The sequence below is a fragment of the Ferrovibrio sp. genome (assembly GCF_965278975.1).
Lineage (GTDB): Bacteria > Pseudomonadota > Alphaproteobacteria > Ferrovibrionales > Ferrovibrionaceae > Ferrovibrio.
Window position 1 is genome coordinate 3,212,307 of sequence record NZ_OZ257126.1, and the last position, 16,116, is coordinate 3,228,422.

17 protein-coding genes are annotated in these 16,116 nt (G+C 62.0%); 9 read left to right on the forward strand and 8 right to left on the reverse strand.

The annotated features are described in order from the left end of the window. Positions 1-68 precede the first annotated feature (68 nt). On the reverse strand, positions 69-1,055 hold the full coding sequence (locus ACQY7X_RS15230; RefSeq protein ID WP_428246265.1) for a Bug family tripartite tricarboxylate transporter substrate binding protein: 987 nt from the start codon (positions 1,053-1,055) through the stop codon (positions 69-71). Positions 1,056-1,086: 31 nt separating this feature from the next. Then, positions 1,087-2,097 (reverse strand): NADP-dependent oxidoreductase, encoded by a 1,011-nt coding sequence (locus ACQY7X_RS15235; RefSeq protein ID WP_428246266.1) that lies wholly within the window; start codon positions 2,095-2,097, stop codon positions 1,087-1,089. Between the two features lie 87 nt (positions 2,098-2,184). Here ACQY7X_RS15235 and ACQY7X_RS15240 point away from each other — a divergent pair, with 87 nt between their 5' ends. From ACQY7X_RS15240 to ACQY7X_RS15255, 4 genes are read left to right on the forward strand one after another with little or no spacing between them, the layout of a single operon-like run. Then, positions 2,185-3,852, forward strand: a complete 1,668-nt coding sequence (locus ACQY7X_RS15240) for an NAD+ synthase (RefSeq protein WP_428246267.1) — start codon at positions 2,185-2,187, stop codon at positions 3,850-3,852. After that, positions 3,849-5,459, forward strand: a complete 1,611-nt coding sequence (cimA, locus tag ACQY7X_RS15245) for a citramalate synthase (RefSeq protein ID WP_428246268.1) — start codon at positions 3,849-3,851, stop codon at positions 5,457-5,459. Before ACQY7X_RS15240 ends, cimA begins: the two co-directional genes overlap by 4 nt. A gap of 3 nt (positions 5,460-5,462) precedes the next feature. Continuing rightward, positions 5,463-6,293: an RNA methyltransferase gene (locus tag ACQY7X_RS15250; RefSeq protein WP_428246269.1), complete on the forward strand. Its 831-nt coding sequence runs from the start codon at positions 5,463-5,465 to the stop codon at positions 6,291-6,293. A 20-nt stretch (positions 6,294-6,313) separates the two neighbouring features. After that, entirely contained in the window at positions 6,314-6,598 is a 285-nt protein-coding gene (locus ACQY7X_RS15255) for a cupin domain-containing protein (protein WP_428246270.1), read from the forward strand. A 6-nt stretch (positions 6,599-6,604) separates the two neighbouring features. Here the strand turns inward: ACQY7X_RS15255 and ACQY7X_RS15260 are convergent, their stop codons facing one another. Beyond that, positions 6,605-7,108, reverse strand: a complete 504-nt coding sequence (locus ACQY7X_RS15260) for a thioesterase family protein (protein ID WP_428246271.1) — start codon at positions 7,106-7,108, stop codon at positions 6,605-6,607. A gap of 45 nt (positions 7,109-7,153) precedes the next feature. On the opposite strand from ACQY7X_RS15260, the gene ACQY7X_RS15265 reads away from it, so the two are divergent. After that, positions 7,154-7,918 (forward strand): methyltransferase domain-containing protein, encoded by a 765-nt coding sequence (locus ACQY7X_RS15265; RefSeq protein ID WP_428246272.1) that lies wholly within the window; start codon positions 7,154-7,156, stop codon positions 7,916-7,918. A gap of 8 nt (positions 7,919-7,926) precedes the next feature. On the opposite strand, the gene ACQY7X_RS15270 is transcribed toward ACQY7X_RS15265, so the two are convergent. Beyond that, entirely contained in the window at positions 7,927-9,009 is a 1,083-nt protein-coding gene (locus ACQY7X_RS15270; RefSeq protein ID WP_428246273.1) for an AbrB family transcriptional regulator, read from the reverse strand. Between the two features lie 4 nt (positions 9,010-9,013). Continuing rightward, positions 9,014-10,012 (reverse strand): succinylglutamate desuccinylase, encoded by a 999-nt coding sequence (locus ACQY7X_RS15275; RefSeq protein ID WP_428246274.1) that lies wholly within the window; start codon positions 10,010-10,012, stop codon positions 9,014-9,016. A 515-nt stretch (positions 10,013-10,527) separates the two neighbouring features. Here ACQY7X_RS15275 and ACQY7X_RS15280 point away from each other — a divergent pair. Together ACQY7X_RS15280 and ACQY7X_RS15285 are read left to right on the forward strand one after the other, a co-directional pair. Beyond that, positions 10,528-11,229, forward strand: coding sequence for a hypothetical protein (locus ACQY7X_RS15280; protein WP_428246275.1), 702 nt, complete (start codon positions 10,528-10,530; stop codon positions 11,227-11,229). Positions 11,230-11,564: 335 nt separating this feature from the next. Next, the gene (locus tag ACQY7X_RS15285) at positions 11,565-12,044 is read left to right on the forward strand and encodes a hypothetical protein (RefSeq protein WP_428246276.1); all 480 of its coding nucleotides are present in this window, start codon (positions 11,565-11,567) and stop codon (positions 12,042-12,044) included. Positions 12,045-12,284: 240 nt separating this feature from the next. Here the strand turns inward: ACQY7X_RS15285 and ACQY7X_RS15290 are convergent, their stop codons facing one another. From ACQY7X_RS15290 to ACQY7X_RS15300, 3 genes are all read right to left on the reverse strand, one after another. Next, entirely contained in the window at positions 12,285-13,244 is a 960-nt protein-coding gene (locus tag ACQY7X_RS15290; protein ID WP_428246277.1) for a ribonucleotide-diphosphate reductase subunit beta, read from the reverse strand. 138 nt (positions 13,245-13,382) lie between these two features. Beyond that, entirely contained in the window at positions 13,383-13,856 is a 474-nt protein-coding gene (locus ACQY7X_RS15295) for a MarR family winged helix-turn-helix transcriptional regulator (protein WP_428246278.1), read from the reverse strand. Positions 13,857-13,927: 71 nt separating this feature from the next. Beyond that, on the reverse strand, positions 13,928-14,344 hold the full coding sequence (locus ACQY7X_RS15300; RefSeq protein WP_428246279.1) for an organic hydroperoxide resistance protein: 417 nt from the start codon (positions 14,342-14,344) through the stop codon (positions 13,928-13,930). Positions 14,345-14,697: 353 nt separating this feature from the next. Between ACQY7X_RS15300 and ACQY7X_RS15305 the strand changes: the two genes are divergently transcribed. Both ACQY7X_RS15305 and ACQY7X_RS15310 read left to right on the forward strand, forming a co-directional pair. Then, the gene (locus tag ACQY7X_RS15305; protein ID WP_428246280.1) at positions 14,698-15,327 is read left to right on the forward strand and encodes a hypothetical protein; all 630 of its coding nucleotides are present in this window, start codon (positions 14,698-14,700) and stop codon (positions 15,325-15,327) included. A gap of 328 nt (positions 15,328-15,655) precedes the next feature. Beyond that, a complete protein-coding gene (locus ACQY7X_RS15310) occupies positions 15,656-16,084 on the forward strand; it encodes an SPW repeat protein (protein ID WP_428246281.1) in 429 nt (142 codons plus the stop codon). The last annotated feature ends 32 nt before the right edge of the window (positions 16,085-16,116 follow it).

The following is a 16,116-nucleotide window of genomic DNA, read 5'->3' on the forward strand; positions in this document are numbered from 1 at the left end:
GCCCGGGCATGACATCGGTATAGTCGTCACCGCCGGGCATGACCCGGCGGTTTCATTTGTGGTGCGCTTTACTCTGCCTTCACGTTGGCGACGCGGATCACTTCCGCCCAGCGCTTGATGTCTTCCTGCTGGAACTTGGCGAAATTGGCCGCATCGCGCACATTCACCGTCATGCCCTGCTTGGTGAAGGTTTCGCGGATGCTGTCCTTCTTCATCGCTTCCAGCACCAGGCTGCGATAGCGCGCCAGCGCCGGGGCCGGCGTTGCGGCGGGGGCGAAGATGGCGAGCCAGGCATCGGCTTCCACGCCGGCCACGCCACCTTGGGCAATCGTCGGCAGTTCAGGCAGATGCGGCGAGCGGTTCGGCGAGGCAACGGCGATGGCGCGCAGTTTGCCGGTCTGTACCTGGCCCAGCACCGTGGGCGTGGTGGCGAAGCTGCAATCGACATGGCCGCCGAGCAGATCCTGCAACAGCGGTGCCGAGCCCTTGTAGGCGACATGGGTGAGGTCGACGCCGGCCTTCACCTTGAACAGTTCAAGCGCCAGATGCGAGGCCGAGCCCGGGCCGGTGGAGCCGCAATTAAGCTTGCCCGGCTGCGCCTTCGCCAAGGCCAGGAACTCGGCGAAGTTTTTCACCGGCAGGTCGTTCTTCACCACCAGGATATGCTGCAGATCGGCCAGCAGTGCGATGGGGGCGAAATCCTTCACCGGATCATAGCCACCGCCATTGGGCAGCAGCGAGATATTGGTGGCATGGGTCTGGTTGGTGGAGGCAAGCAGCATATGGCCGTCCGCCGGACCGCGCGCCACCTTCACCGAGCCGATGGCGCCGGCGCCGCCGGGCACGTTCTCAACGATCACCTGCTGGCCGAGATCCTTGGCGATCTCCTGGCCGACCAGGCGTGCCAGCGCGTCGGTCGGGCCGCCGGCTGGATAAGGCACCACCATGGAAACGGTCTGGCTCGGATTCCAGGTTTGCGCCCAGGACAGGCTGGGCAGGGCAGAGAGCGCAGCCGTGGCGGCGCCCACCTGCACGAAATGGCGACGGGTAAGCATGGGTTTCCTCCGTATGACTTTCTTGGCCTGATTACAGCTTATCCGGCCCGATGCGCACAAGCTGCTTGCCGAAATTCTTGCCCGCCAGCATGCCGATGAAGGCAGCCGGCGCGGCTTCCAGGCCTTCGGCGACATCTTCCTTGTATTTCAGCTTGCCGGCCTTGATCCAGCCGGCCATTTCCTGGATCGCACCCGGCCAGTAGGGCATGTGATCGGAGATGATGAAGCCGGTGACGGTGGCGCGGTTCACCAGCAGGTGGCGCATGCCGGTGAAGCCTTCCGGCTCGGTGAGGTTATACTGGCTGATGATGCCGCAGAGTGGCACGCGGGCGAAGCTGTTCAGCCGGCCGAACACCATCTCCATGATCTGGCCGCCGACATTCTCGAAATAGACATCGACGCGCTTCGGCGTTGCGTCCTTGAACGCCGCTTCCATGTCGGGTGCCTTGTAGTCGATGCAGGCATCGAAGCCGAGTTCATTCACCACATAATCGCATTTCGCCTTGCCGCCGGCGATGCCGACGACGCGGCAGCCCTTGATCTTGGCGATCTGGCCCACGGTGCCGCCGACCGCGCCGGAAGCAGCGGAAACCACCACGGTTTCGCCTTCCTTCGGCTTGCCGATCTGCATCAGTCCATAATGCGCGGTGACGCCGGGCATGCCCAGCACGCCGAGCCAGGTGGAAAGCGGTGCGATGCGCGGGTCGATCTGCACCAGGCCGGTGCCATCCGTGACGCCATAGCCGCGCCAGCCGAGATTGCCCACCACATAGGCGCCGACCGGGAATTTCGGGTTGTCGGATTGCATCACTTCGCCGACCGTGCCGCCGATCATCGGATCGCCGGGTTGCAGCTTGGCCAGATACGAGCGGCCCGGGTCCATCACCCCGCGCATATAGGGGTCCAGCGACAGCCAGATGTTGCGCACCAGCAGCTGGCCGGGGCCGGGCGAGGGGATCGGGCGTTCCGCCACCTCGAAATCGGCTTCCGTCACCCAGCCCTTGGGGTGCTGCTTCATCAGGACATTCAGGTTCTTAGGCATTGGCCCCTCCCTATGGTTGTTTGTCCGACAGAGTAGCGCAGGCCGGGCATTGCGGTAAGCCTGTCGTGGCGTTAAGTGTCTATCACCATGACAAATTCCTTGAAAATCGCCCTGGCCCAGACCAATGCCGCGATGGGCGACATCGCCGGCAACCGCCGCCGCATCGAGGCGGCGCGGCAGGAGGCTGCCGCCAAGGGCGCCGATCTGGTGGTTCTGCCGGAGCTTTGCATCATCGGCTACCCGCCGGAAGACCTAGTGCTGCGCCCGGCGGTGCAGCGGGAATGTGAGCAGGCGGTGCGGGCCCTGGCGGCGCTGACCAGGGATGGCGGCCCGGGCCTGCTGGTGTCGTCGCCCTGGGTCGATGGCGGCAAGCTCTACAATGCCGCGATGCTGCTGGATGGCGGCGAGATCGTGGCGGTGCGCTACAAATACGACCTGCCGAATTACGGCGTGTTCGATGAGAAGCGGGTTTTCGCCGCCGGCCCGCTGCCAGGGCCGATGGTGTTCCGCGGCGTGCGCCTGGGCGTGATGATCTGCGAGGATATGTGGTCGGCCGATGTGGCCGAATGTCTGGCCGAGACCGGCGCCGAAATGCTGATCGTGCCGAACGGCTCGCCCTTCGAGGTCGGCAAGTGGGACCAGCGCCTCACCTTGGGCGTTGCCCGCGTGGTCGAGACCGGCCTGCCGCTGATCTACCTCAACCGTGTCGGCGGCCAGGACGAACTGGTATTCGATGGCGCGTCCTTCGTGCTGAATACCGACCGCAACATGGTGCTGCGCCAGCCGGAATTCGTTGAAGACATTGCCATCACTGAATGGCGCCGCGAGGGCGAAAGCTGGGTTTGCGCCAAGGGCGCGATTGCCAAGCCGCTCGACCGCCTGGCGTCGATCTACAGCGCCATGGTGCTGGGCTTGCGCGATTATGTGAACTGCAACCGCTTCCCCGGCGTGGTGCTGGGGCTTTCCGGCGGCATCGACAGCGCGCTTTCCGCCGCCGTGGCGGTGGATGCGCTGGGTGCCGACCGTGTGCGCTGTGTCATGCTGCCGTCGCGCTACACGGCGCAGATCAGCCTGGATGATGCCGCCGATTGTGCCAAGGCACTCGGCTGCTCGTATGAGACCATACCGATCGCGCCCGGTGTCGCGGCTTTCGCCGAAATGCTGGCGCCGGCTTTCGCGGGCCGCAACAGCGACCTGACGGAAGAGAATCTGCAAAGCCGCATCCGCGGCGTCACGCTGATGGCGCTGTCAAACAAGTTCGGCCATATGGTGCTGACCACCGGCAACAAGTCGGAAATGAGCGTCGGCTATGCCACGCTCTATGGCGATATGTGCGGCGGCTATTCCGTGCTCAAGGACGTGTACAAGATGACCGTCTTTGAACTCTCGCATTGGCGCAACAAGCATATTCCAATGGACGCGATGGGGCCGGAAGGCCGGGTGATACCCGAACGAATTATCACCAGGCCACCCAGCGCGGAACTCCGCGAGGACCAGACCGACCAGGATAGCCTGCCACCCTACGAGCAGCTTGATGCGATCCTGGAAATGCTGGTGGAGCGGGAACTCTCCGTCGCTGAGATCGTGGCCAGCGGACAGCCTGAAGCGGTGGTGCGCCGCGTGCAGCATCTGCTGTACATCGCGGAATACAAGCGCCGCCAGGCGCCGCCCGGTGTGAAGATCACGGCACGGAATTTCGGCCGGGATCGTCGCTATCCGATTACGAATGCATTCCGGGACCCGACCCCATCATGACCAAGGACCGCGTTTATCTCTTCGACACCACCCTGCGCGATGGCGCGCAGACTCAAGGCGTGGATTTCTCAACCCAGGACAAGCGCACCATCGCCAAGGCGCTGGACAAGCTCGGCGTCGCCTATATCGAAGGCGGCTGGCCGGGCGCCAATCCCACCGATACCGAGTTCTTTGCCGAGAAGCCGGCGCTGAAGCGTGCCAAATTCGTGGCGTTTGGCATGACCAAGCGGCCCGGCCGCTCGGCAGCCAACGATCCCGGCCTGGCCGCGATCTTCAACGCCAAGGCCGATGCCGCCTGCCTGGTCGGCAAGTCGTGGGATTTCCAGGTCGATATCGCGCTCGGCATCCCGCTGAAAGAGAATATCGAGCTGATCGCCGACAGCATTGCCGCCGCCCATGCCCGCTTCGGCGAGGCGATGTACGATGCCGAACATTTCTTCGATGGCTACAAGGCCAATCCCGGCTTCGCGCTGGATTGCGTGAAGGCCGCGCTCGATTCCGGCGCGCGCTGGGCGGTGCTCTGCGACACCAATGGCGGCACCATGCCCTACGAGGTCGAGCGCATCGTCGGCGAGGTCGTGCAGAAACTCGGCGATGGCAGCCGGCTGGGCATCCATACCCATAACGACACCGAAAATGCGGTGGCCAACACGCTAGCCGCCGTGAAGGCTGGTGTGCGCCAGGTGCAGGGTACCCTGAACGGCCTGGGCGAACGCTGCGGCAATGCCAACCTGATCGCGCTGATCCCGTCGCTGATGCTGAAGCCATGGTTCGCCGAGCATGTCGATATCGGCCTCACCGAGCAGGACCTGACCCATCTCACTGCCACGTCCCGCGTGCTGGACGAACTGCTGAACCGCGCGCCGAACCGCCATGCTGCCTATGTCGGCGCCTCGGCCTTCGCGCATAAGGGCGGCCTGCATGTCTCGGCGGTGATGAAGGACCCCAAGACCTACGAGCATGTGCCGCCGGAAAGCGTCGGCAACCGGCGCCATGTGGTGATGTCGGATCAGGCCGGGCGCTCGAACCTTCTGGTCCGCCTGGATGAAGCGGGCATTCCCTATGATGCCGCCGATCCGCGGCTGGGCAATCTGCTGGAAGAAGTGAAGCAGCGCGAATCCGAGGGCTATTCCTACGATGGCGCCGAGGCCAGCTTCGAGATGCTGGCGCGGCGCGCGCTGGGGCAGTTGCCGGAATATTTCCGCGTCCGCAGCTTCCGCGTCATGGTCGAACGCCGCTTCAATGCGCGCGGCGAACTGGTCACGGTTTCGGAAGCCACGGTGAAGCTGAACGTGGATGGCGAAACGCTGTTCTCGGTGGCGGAAGGCAATGGCCCGGTCAACGCACTGGACCATGCCCTGCGCAAGGATCTGGGGCGTTTCCAGAGCTATCTTGATGATCTGCGGCTGGTCGATTTCAAGGTGCGTATCCTCAATGGCGGCACCGAGGCGACCACGCGCGTGATGATCGAAAGCGCCGACGGCCAGGGCAACCGCTGGGCCACGGTGGGCGTGTCGCCGAATATCGTCGATGCGGCTTTCGTGGCGCTGATGGACAGCATCAACTGGAAGCTGCTGCGCGACGGCGCGCCCGCTTCGCGCCTCTAGGCCATGGCCGGCACGCATCGGCCGAAACTGGGCAATCTGGCGCCGCCGGGTCCGCTGCATCGCGGCCCGGCGGTGATCCTGGTGGAGCCGCAACTTGGCGAGAATATCGGCGCCGCCGCGCGCGCCATGCTGAATTGCGCGCTCACCGAAATGCGCCTGGTGAATCCGCGCGATGGCTGGCCCAATCCGGCGGCCTATGTGCTGGCCAGCCGCGCCGATCCGGTGCTGGATGCGGTGAGCCTATTCAACACCGTGCCTGATGCGGTGGCCGACATGCATCGCATCTATGCCACCACGGCGCGGCATCGCGATATGATGAAGCCGGTGGCGACGCCGCGCGAGGCCGCCGCGATGATGCGGGCCGATATGGCGGCGGGCAAGCGTGTCGGGATTCTGTTTGGCCCGGAACGTACCGGGCTGGACAACGATCATGTGGCCTTGGCCGATGTGGCGATCAGCGTGCCACTCAATCCCGGCTTCTCGTCGCTGAACCTGGCGCAAGCCGTGCTGCTGATCGGCTATGAATGGTTCACGGCAGCAGATGCCACTACGCCGCTGGTGCTCGACAACGCCTATGGCGGCTGGGCCAGCCAGGAAGAGGTGGAGGGGCTTTACCGCCACTTCGCGGCAGAACTGGAGGAAGCCGGCTTCTTCCACAATATCGCGCCGAAGCAGGAAGCCATCCTGCGCAATCTGCGCAATCTGCTGCAGCGGATTCCGATGGCGGCGCAGGAAGTGCAGACCTTGCGCGGCATGATCAAGGCGCTGGCGCTCGGCCGTCCGAAGCGTCCGCCTTATGCACAGCGCAACAAGAAGCCCGCCGATCCATCCTGACTGCAATACTGGAGGAAATCATGACCCAGGCCATACCGACCCAGCAGGTGGATGATGACCGCGTGCGTGTCACGCGCTGGGATTTCGCGCCCGGCGCCGCCACCGGCCATCATGTGCATGAATATCCCTATGTGGTGACCTATCTCACCGATGCGCGGCTGAAGATCATCGGTGCCGATGGCACGGAAAGCATCGTCGAGATGCAGGCCGGTGGCAGCTACTCGCGGCCCAAGGGCGTGGCGCATGACGTGATCAATGCAGGCGCCGCGCCGATGGCTTTCGTCGAAGTCGAGATCAAGCTCTAGGCGACCTTACTTCTTCACCAGCCCCAGGCTGCGGCCGGCCTGTTCCGGCTTCGGCAGCTTGCCATGGCCTTCCAGCATGCGCGTGAACAATTCCTGATGCTCCGGCAGGAAGGGGCAGGAGCGGCGCGTGGCGAGATCGACATGCACCAGCACCTGCTCGGACGTTGCTGCCAGATAGCCCTTCTCGGCATGATGCATGGCGATGAAGTAATGCAGCCGTTTGGCATCGGCGCCTAGGAGCTGGAAAGTGAAGCGCAGTTCATCGCCTTCCACCACTTCCTGCAGATAGCAGACATGGGTTTCGAGTACGAAGGTGGAAAGATTGGTGCGCTGCACGTAGCTCCAATCGAGGTCGAAGGGTATGAACAGCCTGTCGAGCGCCTGATCGAAAATCACGTTGTAATAGCCGACATTCATATGCCCGTTGGCATCGATATGCTCGGGCTGCACGCGCATGCCGGTAAGCTGCATGGGTTGATCGAAACTGATGGCGGCTTGAGAAGAATTCATAATGAAATCCCTTGGCGAAACCGTTTCCTCTAGTACGCTAGTGGCATGACCTGGGACCCGACGCAATACCTGAAATTTGCCGGCGAACGCCTGCAACCCGCCATCGACCTGCTGCAGCGTGTTCCGCTTGCCAGCCCCGGGACGGTGGTAGATATGGGCTGCGGCGCTGGCAACCTGACGCCGCTGTTTCTGGCCCGCTGGCCGGAGGCGAAAATCACCGGCGTCGATTCATCGCCGGAAATGCTGGCCAAGGCGCGCGCGCAATACCCGCAAGCCAGCTATGTCGAGGCGTCTTTCGCCGAGTGGCGGCCGCCTGAGCCGGTGGACCTGCTCTATTCCAATGCCGCGCTGCATTGGCTCGGCGAGCACGAGACGCTGTTCCCGAGCCTGTTCAGCATAGTGAAGCCGGGCGGCTACATGGCGGTGCAGATGCCGCGCAATTTCGCAGCACCTTCGCATACCAATATCCTGGCCGCCGCCGAGGCCGGCCCCTGGGCGCCGAAGCTGCTGCCTTTGCTGCGGCGCAATCCGGTATCGGAGCCGGGCTTCTATTGGCGCCTGCTGCACGGCAAGGCGGCCGAGCTGCATATCTGGGAAACCGAATATACCCAGGTCTTAAGCGGCGAGAATCCGGTGGCGGAATTCACCAAGGGCAGCGCCTTGAAGCCGCTGCTGGATGCCCTTGGGGCTGAGGAGCGCGCGGCTTTCGAGGCCGATTACCGCGCCCGCATCGCCAAGGCTTATCCGAAAGAGGCCAACGGCAGCACGCTGTTTCCGTTCCGCCGCCTGTTCATCCTGGCGCGCGCCTGATCCGTGGCCTAATCCGGTTTCAGTTTGAACAGGCGGAAAGCCTGCGGTGCCAGCACCACCACCACCATGATGCGGAACACATGCATGGAGGAGACGATGGCGACCTCGACGCCGAGGGCCAGCGCCACCAGGCTCATTTCCGCCAGGCCGCCCGGGGCCAGCACCAGGATCAGGGTTTCGCGCGAGAAGCCGAGCGGGCCAGCAGTCAATGCAGTGAGCCCGACGGCGAGCGCGATCATGATCAGCGTGGAAGCAATCGCCAGCACGGACAGGCGCCCGACCTCGCGCAATGCCGTGCCGGCGAAGCGGCAGCCGAGCGCGCAGCCGACCACGACCTGAGCGATGGCGACGATTTCCGGCGGCGGCTTGGCCACCGACCAGCCCATCAGATGCACAAACGCCGAGCAGACCATGGGGCCGAGCAATTGCGCGGCCGGCAGGTTCATGCGCCGCGCCAGCGCCCAGCCGATCAGGCCGCAGGCCAGCAGCAGCAGGCCATCATCCCAGGCCATGGCGCTGAGGCCCGGGCCGGGCGTCATCGGCGGCACATAGAAACCTTCAATGAGGCGGAAATAGAACGGGATCGTCATCACCGTGACGAAGATGCGGATGGCATGGCACAGCACGATGGAACGTGCATTGCCGCCCATCGCTTCGCCCACCAGGGTCATTTCCTGCAGGCCGCCCGGCGTGGCGGCGAAATAGCTGGTCACCGGATCGAGGCGGCCACCCTTGCGGAATACCCAGTAGCAGACCGCCGTGGCAATCGGCACATAGACCAGCATGAGTATCATCAGGCCGAGCCATTCGCTCCAATGCCGCAGCATCTCCGGCGTGAAGGCCGAGCCGAGCATGACGCCGAGCACGGTGACCATCAGCTCGCGCAGGCGCAGATCGATGAACATCGGCAGCCGCTTCGGCCGCCCGAACAAAGCCAGCGGCGCGACAAAGCACATGGCGCCCAGCATCCAGGCCAGCGGCACGCGCAGCCACAGGAACAGCGCGCCGCCGATGGTGCCGATACCAATGGTGAGCAGCGTGGCGGCAATCAGCCGTGGCGTCAGCTGCGGTATCTGGCGCGGTATCGCCACGGGATCAGGCTGACAGCCGGCGGCCGAGCCGCACGGCGGTCTGGCCCGCTTTCAGTCGCCGCGTCGGCATGATCAGCACGCAATCGTCATAGGGCGTGCGGATCGTGACCGGGCCATCCTGGGCGATGGCGGTGCCGGCTTGTGCGATGGTTTCCAGGCCGGTGAATTCGCCGGTGAAGCGGAATTCATTGCTCTCGATGGTGACGGCATCGGTCACCTCGACGAAAGTCTGCGGCTGGGCCGGAGCGGGCGCCAGGCCATGCTGCGCCAGCATGGCATCATCGGCCTGGCCGGCGGCTTTGAGGAAACGCAGCATGGTCTCAATCGCCATCGGCCGGCTATCGGCGGCCCAATGCTGGCCACATTCCACCAGCAGCGCGTTCTTCGCGCTGGCCGGATCGCCGAAGCCGCGATAATCGCGCATGCGCTTGCCGGCCTTGTGGCCTTCATCGGCCACCACGAAATTCGGCACGCCGACGGCGCGCGCCAGATCGCGGCCCTTGAGCAGCGGGCCGGAAAGCATCAGGGCGGGCGAGGGCGTCTGCATCGAATGGATATCGAGCAGCAGATCGGTATCGCGGATCAGCGGCTCGATTTCTCTCGCGCGCTCCAGTTCCACCGAGCTGCGGGTGGAGCGCAGCACATCCTCGCTCCACACCCGGTTCATATCCTCATCGACAAAGCGCGAGGCGGTCGGCTCCTGCGGATCGAAGCGCATGTAGGCGGCGATGTTGCAGAAGATCAGCGTCAGGCGGCCGACCAGCGGGCGGAAGCCGGAGCGCAGCAGCAGGTCCAGCGCATGGGCGCCGCAGACTTCGTTGCCATGGATCAGCGCGGTGATGGTGACGCTGGGGCCGGGCTTGCCGGACTCAAGGCGATGGGCGAAGGGAATGCCGGTATTGCCCTGGGCCCAGGCATCGATGGGGATGGGCAGCAGGTCGAGAACCGGGGCCGGGGCTGGATTGGTGGCAGCGGCAATGGGCGGGGTAGGGATGGGGGCCATGGCTCGGCTGCTCTCCTTGGCAAATGCTCCCGGGGGATATCCCGCAGCAGATGATTCCGTCAGGGGCGCGACGGTATCGGCGTGAAATACCAGATCATCGACGGGGCGTCAGCGGCAAGCCGTGCCGGCGCCCATGTTTTTCACGCAACACCCGGCTGCGCCCTGTTCATGCCGCTTCGTACCGCTTCATGCTGCTCCGCACCGCTTCAAACTGCTTCCCGGGCGTTCCCGTTGCTTCCCAGATACTCCCGTTTGTTCCCGGACACTCGGGCGATTTTGTCACAAGGTGCCTTTCCTGGTTGGAGGACAACAAATGGAAATGCCAGGCACACCAAATCAGACCGGCCAGCGAGAAACCGGCAGCCAGCCTTGCCTAACCCGGTATGCAAGGCGAGGTATATTGTGAGAATATAATAAGAACATATTATGGTCAAGTCTTGCTTGAGCCGGGCGCGGCGGCGGCTTATGCTGACACCAGATGGTTGTATTTTGCCTTATTGACGCGAGGGCGCTGCATGCCAATCTTTGAAATGTGGAATAGGCCGGCCTCTGACTTCCAGGCCGGCGACCGTTACATCCACCCGGCGGACAAAGCCGATGTCGAAGAAATCTTTGACTATCATCGGCCATACCTAAACACTTTCCCCGCGCCATTCTGGGGGCCGCTGAGAACGGCGAAGTTAGTTCTGGCTTATGCAGGGCCGGGAAATACGGAGAATGACGAGGACGACGACCGCACTCAGGCGGCCAATCCCGTGTGGCGTAACGCGCGATGTGCCAGCTTCGATGGGGTCACGCCGTTTGATGCCGGTCTCCACCACGGCCGCGCTCTGCGGTGGTTTAAGAGCAGGGCGCGGAAGGTGCTCGGTGAGGATGATCCAAATTCGTTAGACAAGTTCGCTGATCAGATCGCGTTCGCCGAACTGACGGCATATCGCGGGCCTGAGACCAAATGGCGCGAGGTGGCGTTTTTGCCGACCACACAGGCGATGCGGACCTGGGCACGGACGGTACTGTTCCCGGAAGCCGAAGAGCGAAAGCGCGTCGTCCTGATCATGCGGGCGCATCAATGGTGGGGAGTACGAAAGACTCCGGCCTGGGGGCGAGGTCATCTTTACGCGCCCGAGACTAACCGAAGCGGATTCTTGGTCAATGCATGTGGCATTGGGCAGCAGGCGCGTCAGGCGGCTCGCGTCGCCTTGGGTCTTCCTGTCTGACCCCGCCATGAGGTTGCGCCGACTGCCGCATAACACTGCTCAAGAGAAACCTGTGGGGCCTAGAAGTCACCCCACGATTTCGTTGCTAAGTGTATGAAAAGAAAAATGGCTTGATGGCCGGGTCTCGGGAGGGTAGCGCCAACGCCATGGCCACGGCGGGCGTCACGCTCCGCACCGAACTGGAGCAGCGCCGCCGGGCGGTGGATATTTTGGCTTAGGGCTTGGCGCGGATAATGCTTCCGTTCGCGGTGATCGTGGACCTAGACGCAGGGCGGGAGACTTTGGGGAGGGTGGGCAGAGATAATGTACCCCATTACGGCAATTTCAGAGTTGTGATGCTGCGTATTGCACCGAGCGCGGCATTGCTTGTGTCAGCTTGCCTATGGCTCGCTATTTCGAGTTTGTTAAACGACATGTTGTGGCAATTTGGAAAAGTAGAATTTTCCACTGATCGGAGCTTTTTTCAAACTCCATGGAAGCTAGTCGCTGCAGCATTGGTATGGTCTTTGGGGCTTGTAATGCTCTTGAGGAGAACAAGCCTGCTTTCACTCAAGAGTATATATAAAAGTGCAGTTGTTGTTTCTGCCACTACGGCCTTGGCATGCTTGCTGATGATTTTTCTCAATCATTTGTTTTTTGAAGGTGCAATTTATTCGTTTGTGATTGTGTGGGCTGTGGGGACACTTATCAATTATAAACTGATCTCCAATGTATTTATATTTGAGAGCTTGGGCGTTAACTCCGTCTCACTGATTGCATTGAATTTGCAAATTATTATTCAAGCTTCAATGATGATATTGCCCGTATTTTTGTGAACCTTAAGAGCTATTCTGGAACGCCCTAGGTCATTGTAGGCTATTGTCACTCACTTATGGGCACTCAGATGAGGGCATCGCTCCCAGCGGTGTAGTGTTTTTCGATCCGCCGCAAGACTGAATTACCCCGGACCTTGCCGCTCTGCTCGTGGATGTTTTGGCGTAGAGCCGCGCAACAGCAGACACAAAAAAAGGGCCGCAGATGCGGCCCTTTTTCGTTTGGTGGCAATGCGCTCAGGCTTATGCGAAAGCGTCTTCCCAGTTGCCCTGGGTCGAGGCCTTGGAATATTCCGTGGCGCGGTTTTCGAAGAAGTTGGTGTGCTCGACGCCGTTGAGGATCGCATCCAGCCAGGGCAGCGGATTCTTGGCGATGCGGTACATCGGTTGCAGGTTGAGCTGCAGCAGGCGGCGGTCGGCGGTCCAGCGGATGTAGTTCTTCACGTCTTCAGCCGAGAGGCCCTGCACGCCGCCGAGTTCGAAGGCGAGGTCGATGAAGGCATCCTCGTGATCGACGATGGTGGAGCAGCAGACATAGAGGTCACGCTGGAATTCCTCGGTCCAGACTTCCGGGTTCTCCTCAACGAAGGTGCGGAACAGGCGGATGATCGAGTTGGTGTGCAGCGTTTCATCGCGCACCGACCACGACACGATCTGGCCCATGCCCTTCATCTTGTTGAAGCGCGGGAAGTTCAGCAGGATGGCGAAGCTGGCGAAGAGCTGCAGCCCTTCCGTGAAGGCGCCGAATACCGCCAGGGTCTTGGCGATATCGGCCTTGGTCTCGACGCCGAACTGCTGCATGTAGTCGTACTTGTCCTTCATCTCCTTGTAGCGGAGGAAGGCCGAGTATTCTTCTTCGGGCATGCCGATGGTATCGAGCAGATGCGAATAGGCGGCGATATGCACCGTCTCCATATTCGCGAAGGCGGCCAGCATCATCTGCACTTCGGTGGGTTTGAACACCCGCGCGTAATGCTTCATGTAGCAGTTGGAGACTTCCACATCGGCCTGGGTGAAGAAGCGGAAAATCTGCGTCAGCAGATTCTTCTCGCCCGGCGTCAGCTTCTTCTGCCAGTCCTTCACGTCATCGGCCAGCGGCACTTCCTCGGGCAGCCAATGCACGCGCTGCTGCGTCATCCAGGCCTCGTAAGCCCAAGGATACTGGAAGGGCTTGTAGACCGGTTTGGCGTCGAGAAGCGGCATGATGGAATCCCCGTGGCGGCGTGTTCGGGGGAGACTAGCGAAGCCGGCCTCTGGGCGCAACATATTGTGTGGTAGAAGCGCACTTGCGCAAAATCTTGCGGATAAGCCTGTGGATTACCCGGGGGATTACCCAGGGGATTAGGCTGGGGATTGCCCTGGGGGCAGGCTGTGCAAGGCAGCCGCAAGTCCCTGTAATTCAGTGCGCAACCGGGCAATGTCGCGGCCGGGCAGAGGCAGCAGGCAGGCAAGCCCCTGTTTCATCTCCGCCACGCCGGCTTTCAGGTCCCGGCCCGCCTGGGTCAAGGCAATGCGCACCTGGCGCTCGTCCTGGGTATCGCGCTGGCGGGTCAGCAGGCCGGCCTGTTCCATGCGCTTGAGCATCGGGGTGAGGGTGCCGGAATCGAGATGCAGCCGTTCGCCGAGCTGCTTGACCGTGAGTCCAGGCCCGGGCAGCCCGTCCTGCTCCCACAGCACCAGCAGCACCAGATACTGCGGATAGGTGAGGCCGAGCGGTTCCAGCTTGTCGCGATACAGCCGGGTCATGGCATTGGACGCGGCATAGAGCGCGAAGCAGAGCTGGGCATCGAGCTTGAGATTGGAATCGGCGGACATGGCTATAGCCTCCCCGATTGGCGCCGGGCTCCGCAAGAAGCCCGGCGCGTATCGTGGGTCGGAGTGTGGATTTAGACCGTCGCCTTCACGGTGGCGTCGATATTGCCACGGGTCGCCTTGGAATACGGGCAGACCTGATGCGCGCCATGGGCCAGTGCGTCGGCGGTGGCCTGGTCCAGGCCCGGCAGATGCACAACGATGGCCGCATTCAGGCCGAAGCTGGTCTCATCCTTGCCGATGCCGATGGTCACGGTGACCGTGTTGCCGGCCGGCAGGGTGATGCCCTTGCCGCGGGCCACCAGGCCCAGCGCGCCCTGGAAGCAGGCGGCATAGCCCGAGGCGAAGAAGGTTTCCGGATTGGCGGCATTGCCCGGGCCGCCGAGTTCCTTCGGCATCGCCAGCGTCATGTCGATGATGCCATCGGCCGAGGTGACGCGGCCCGAACGGCCGCCGGTGGCAGTGGCAGTGGTGGTGTAAAGCGGGGTCATGGTCAGTCTCCTGTTGGTGGCCCGGGATGGGGTTACTAAAGGTTCGAGGCCGTTGCTGTCTGACAGGAAAATAAATAGCGTACAATTTAATTTTGAATAAGCTAAATTTTGATGACGGCGATCACACCCTGGGGCGGTGTCATTCGCCACCTAGTCAGGTTATCCGCCAAGAACTTGGTCTCCCGATGCTACAGAGTGTTCGGACTCATAGGCTGGCCAGCCGGTCTGTGTCGGTACGTAAATATTCATAGCGCCCTAGCGACAGAAATCTCGCTATTCAAAGAGTTTGAGTCAGCGCGAGTCATCACCGCAACTACAGCCTAGCAAGAATCCAAAACCAGGACTTGAGTCATATGATTGAGCAGACGCCAAATATGGTGAGCCTAGACGCGGAGCAGCAACGTCAGCTGAAGCGGCTTGTTTTAGAGGACCGTCCTTATATCGACCGCGTCAGCCTCAGTTTTTGCCTCCTACTTTTGGAAATCCGGCGGTCCCGCAACGAAGATGACATCATCATTATGGAGATGGATGCCCTTGAAGGTTTAGCTCCGTCGTCGACCCGGCGTCCGGCCGACATGTTTTTGCATCCACCGCTCACGCCGCTATGGCACAAGCACGTTTTCATGCCCCGGCATGTCGTCGGCAATCTCGGCGCCCATTGGGGTTTACTCAATAAGCAGCACCTGCCGATTGAGGAGCAGGGCAACAGTCGGCTTGACCGAATGATTGCTGATGTTTTCAGCAAGCATGACGAAGTCTCGGATGATTTTATCCGCGACTTAACGACTGGGTTTATTGATAAGCCCTTTTGGTATCGCTTTGACAAAGGCGTCACGGGGGACTGGCTGATTTTCGCCAAGCACAAGGGTGAGAACTACTATCTGCATTATACCGAGCACAGCAAGTCTAGTGAGGACGATGCCAGGATTGTGGATTATCTGAGGCGCACGGCTGCAGCAGAGTTCTCTTTCTTGTTTGAGTAATTTTCAGTGGCCTGCTACTTCTTTTCGATTACTGGCGGCGTCAGTGGAAAATGGCTGACATGGCGGTCAAACCACGGCAAATGGCGACTAGTTAGAGTGGAAAAATGGCCACTAATTGGTTGATTCCGGCCTTGGCGGCAACCGCTGGGCACACGGCAGTCCGCTTCGCCCACGAACAAGTCACGCTTGCACCACGATTTTGCCGTGATCGGGAGTCATATCTCACATTGCCGGCAGCGCTCGCGGGGCGTGGCTGGGGGAGCCTGAACCGCCGTTGCCAGACCCTGGGGGAAGTATTCCCCCGGAATGTTGCATCTGGAGGTGCGTCATGGGCCAGCTATCGAAACTGCATTCCTTCCCTCATCGCTTCGACCATCGCGGCGTCGGCCTGCATCACACGCAGCCGCGCAAGGCACGCCTGCCCTGGGAGGCCTGGACGACCCTGGCGCTCGGCGTTGCCATTGGCCTCGCGCCCTGGAGCTTCGGCTTCACCGGGCTCGGCGGCGCCACCATGAACAGCGTCATCATCGGCATGCTGGTCTTCGCGCTCGCCGGACTCACGCTCACCCTGCAGGATCGCTGGGAGGGCTGGTTCACGCTCGGCCTCGGCGCCTGGCTGGTGCTGGCGCCCTGGCTGCTCAGCTTCTACCGCGTACCACAGGCGGCGCTGCCGCATCTCGGCTTCGGCCTGGCGCTGATGGCGGTGTCGATCCTGAGCCTGTGGCGCAGCTGGGGCGAGGACGAAGCCGAGGCTTAACTGCCGGCACCGGCGCCCTATATGCTGGGAGC

Excerpts from the sequence above, each read along its gene's own strand:
- ACQY7X_RS15305 (WP_428246280.1), top strand. The coding sequence starts at position 14,698 with ATGATTGAGCAGACGCCAAATATGGTGAGCCTAGACGCGGAGCAGCAA.
- ACQY7X_RS15290 (WP_428246277.1), bottom strand. The coding sequence starts at position 13,244 with ATGCCGCTTCTCGACGCCAAACCGGTCTACAAGCCCTTCCAGTATCCT.
- ACQY7X_RS15300 (WP_428246279.1), bottom strand. The coding sequence starts at position 14,344 with ATGACCCCGCTTTACACCACCACTGCCACTGCCACCGGCGGCCGTTCG.
- ACQY7X_RS15260 (WP_428246271.1), bottom strand. The coding sequence starts at position 7,108 with ATGAATTCTTCTCAAGCCGCCATCAGTTTCGATCAACCCATGCAGCTT.
- ACQY7X_RS15230 (WP_428246265.1), bottom strand. The coding sequence starts at position 1,055 with ATGCTTACCCGTCGCCATTTCGTGCAGGTGGGCGCCGCCACGGCTGCG.
- ACQY7X_RS15310 (WP_428246281.1), top strand. The coding sequence starts at position 15,656 with ATGGGCCAGCTATCGAAACTGCATTCCTTCCCTCATCGCTTCGACCAT.
- ACQY7X_RS15280 (WP_428246275.1), top strand. The coding sequence starts at position 10,528 with ATGCCAATCTTTGAAATGTGGAATAGGCCGGCCTCTGACTTCCAGGCC.
- ACQY7X_RS15275 (WP_428246274.1), bottom strand. The coding sequence starts at position 10,012 with ATGGCCCCCATCCCTACCCCGCCCATTGCCGCTGCCACCAATCCAGCC.
- ACQY7X_RS15255 (WP_428246270.1), top strand. The coding sequence starts at position 6,314 with ATGACCCAGGCCATACCGACCCAGCAGGTGGATGATGACCGCGTGCGT.
- ACQY7X_RS15250 (WP_428246269.1), top strand. The coding sequence starts at position 5,463 with ATGGCCGGCACGCATCGGCCGAAACTGGGCAATCTGGCGCCGCCGGGT.
- ACQY7X_RS15285 (WP_428246276.1), top strand. The coding sequence starts at position 11,565 with ATGCTGCGTATTGCACCGAGCGCGGCATTGCTTGTGTCAGCTTGCCTA.
- ACQY7X_RS15295 (WP_428246278.1), bottom strand. The coding sequence starts at position 13,856 with ATGTCCGCCGATTCCAATCTCAAGCTCGATGCCCAGCTCTGCTTCGCG.
- ACQY7X_RS15240 (WP_428246267.1), top strand. The coding sequence starts at position 2,185 with ATGACAAATTCCTTGAAAATCGCCCTGGCCCAGACCAATGCCGCGATG.
- ACQY7X_RS15235 (WP_428246266.1), bottom strand. The coding sequence starts at position 2,097 with ATGCCTAAGAACCTGAATGTCCTGATGAAGCAGCACCCCAAGGGCTGG.
- ACQY7X_RS15265 (WP_428246272.1), top strand. The coding sequence starts at position 7,154 with ATGACCTGGGACCCGACGCAATACCTGAAATTTGCCGGCGAACGCCTG.
- cimA (WP_428246268.1), top strand. The coding sequence starts at position 3,849 with ATGACCAAGGACCGCGTTTATCTCTTCGACACCACCCTGCGCGATGGC.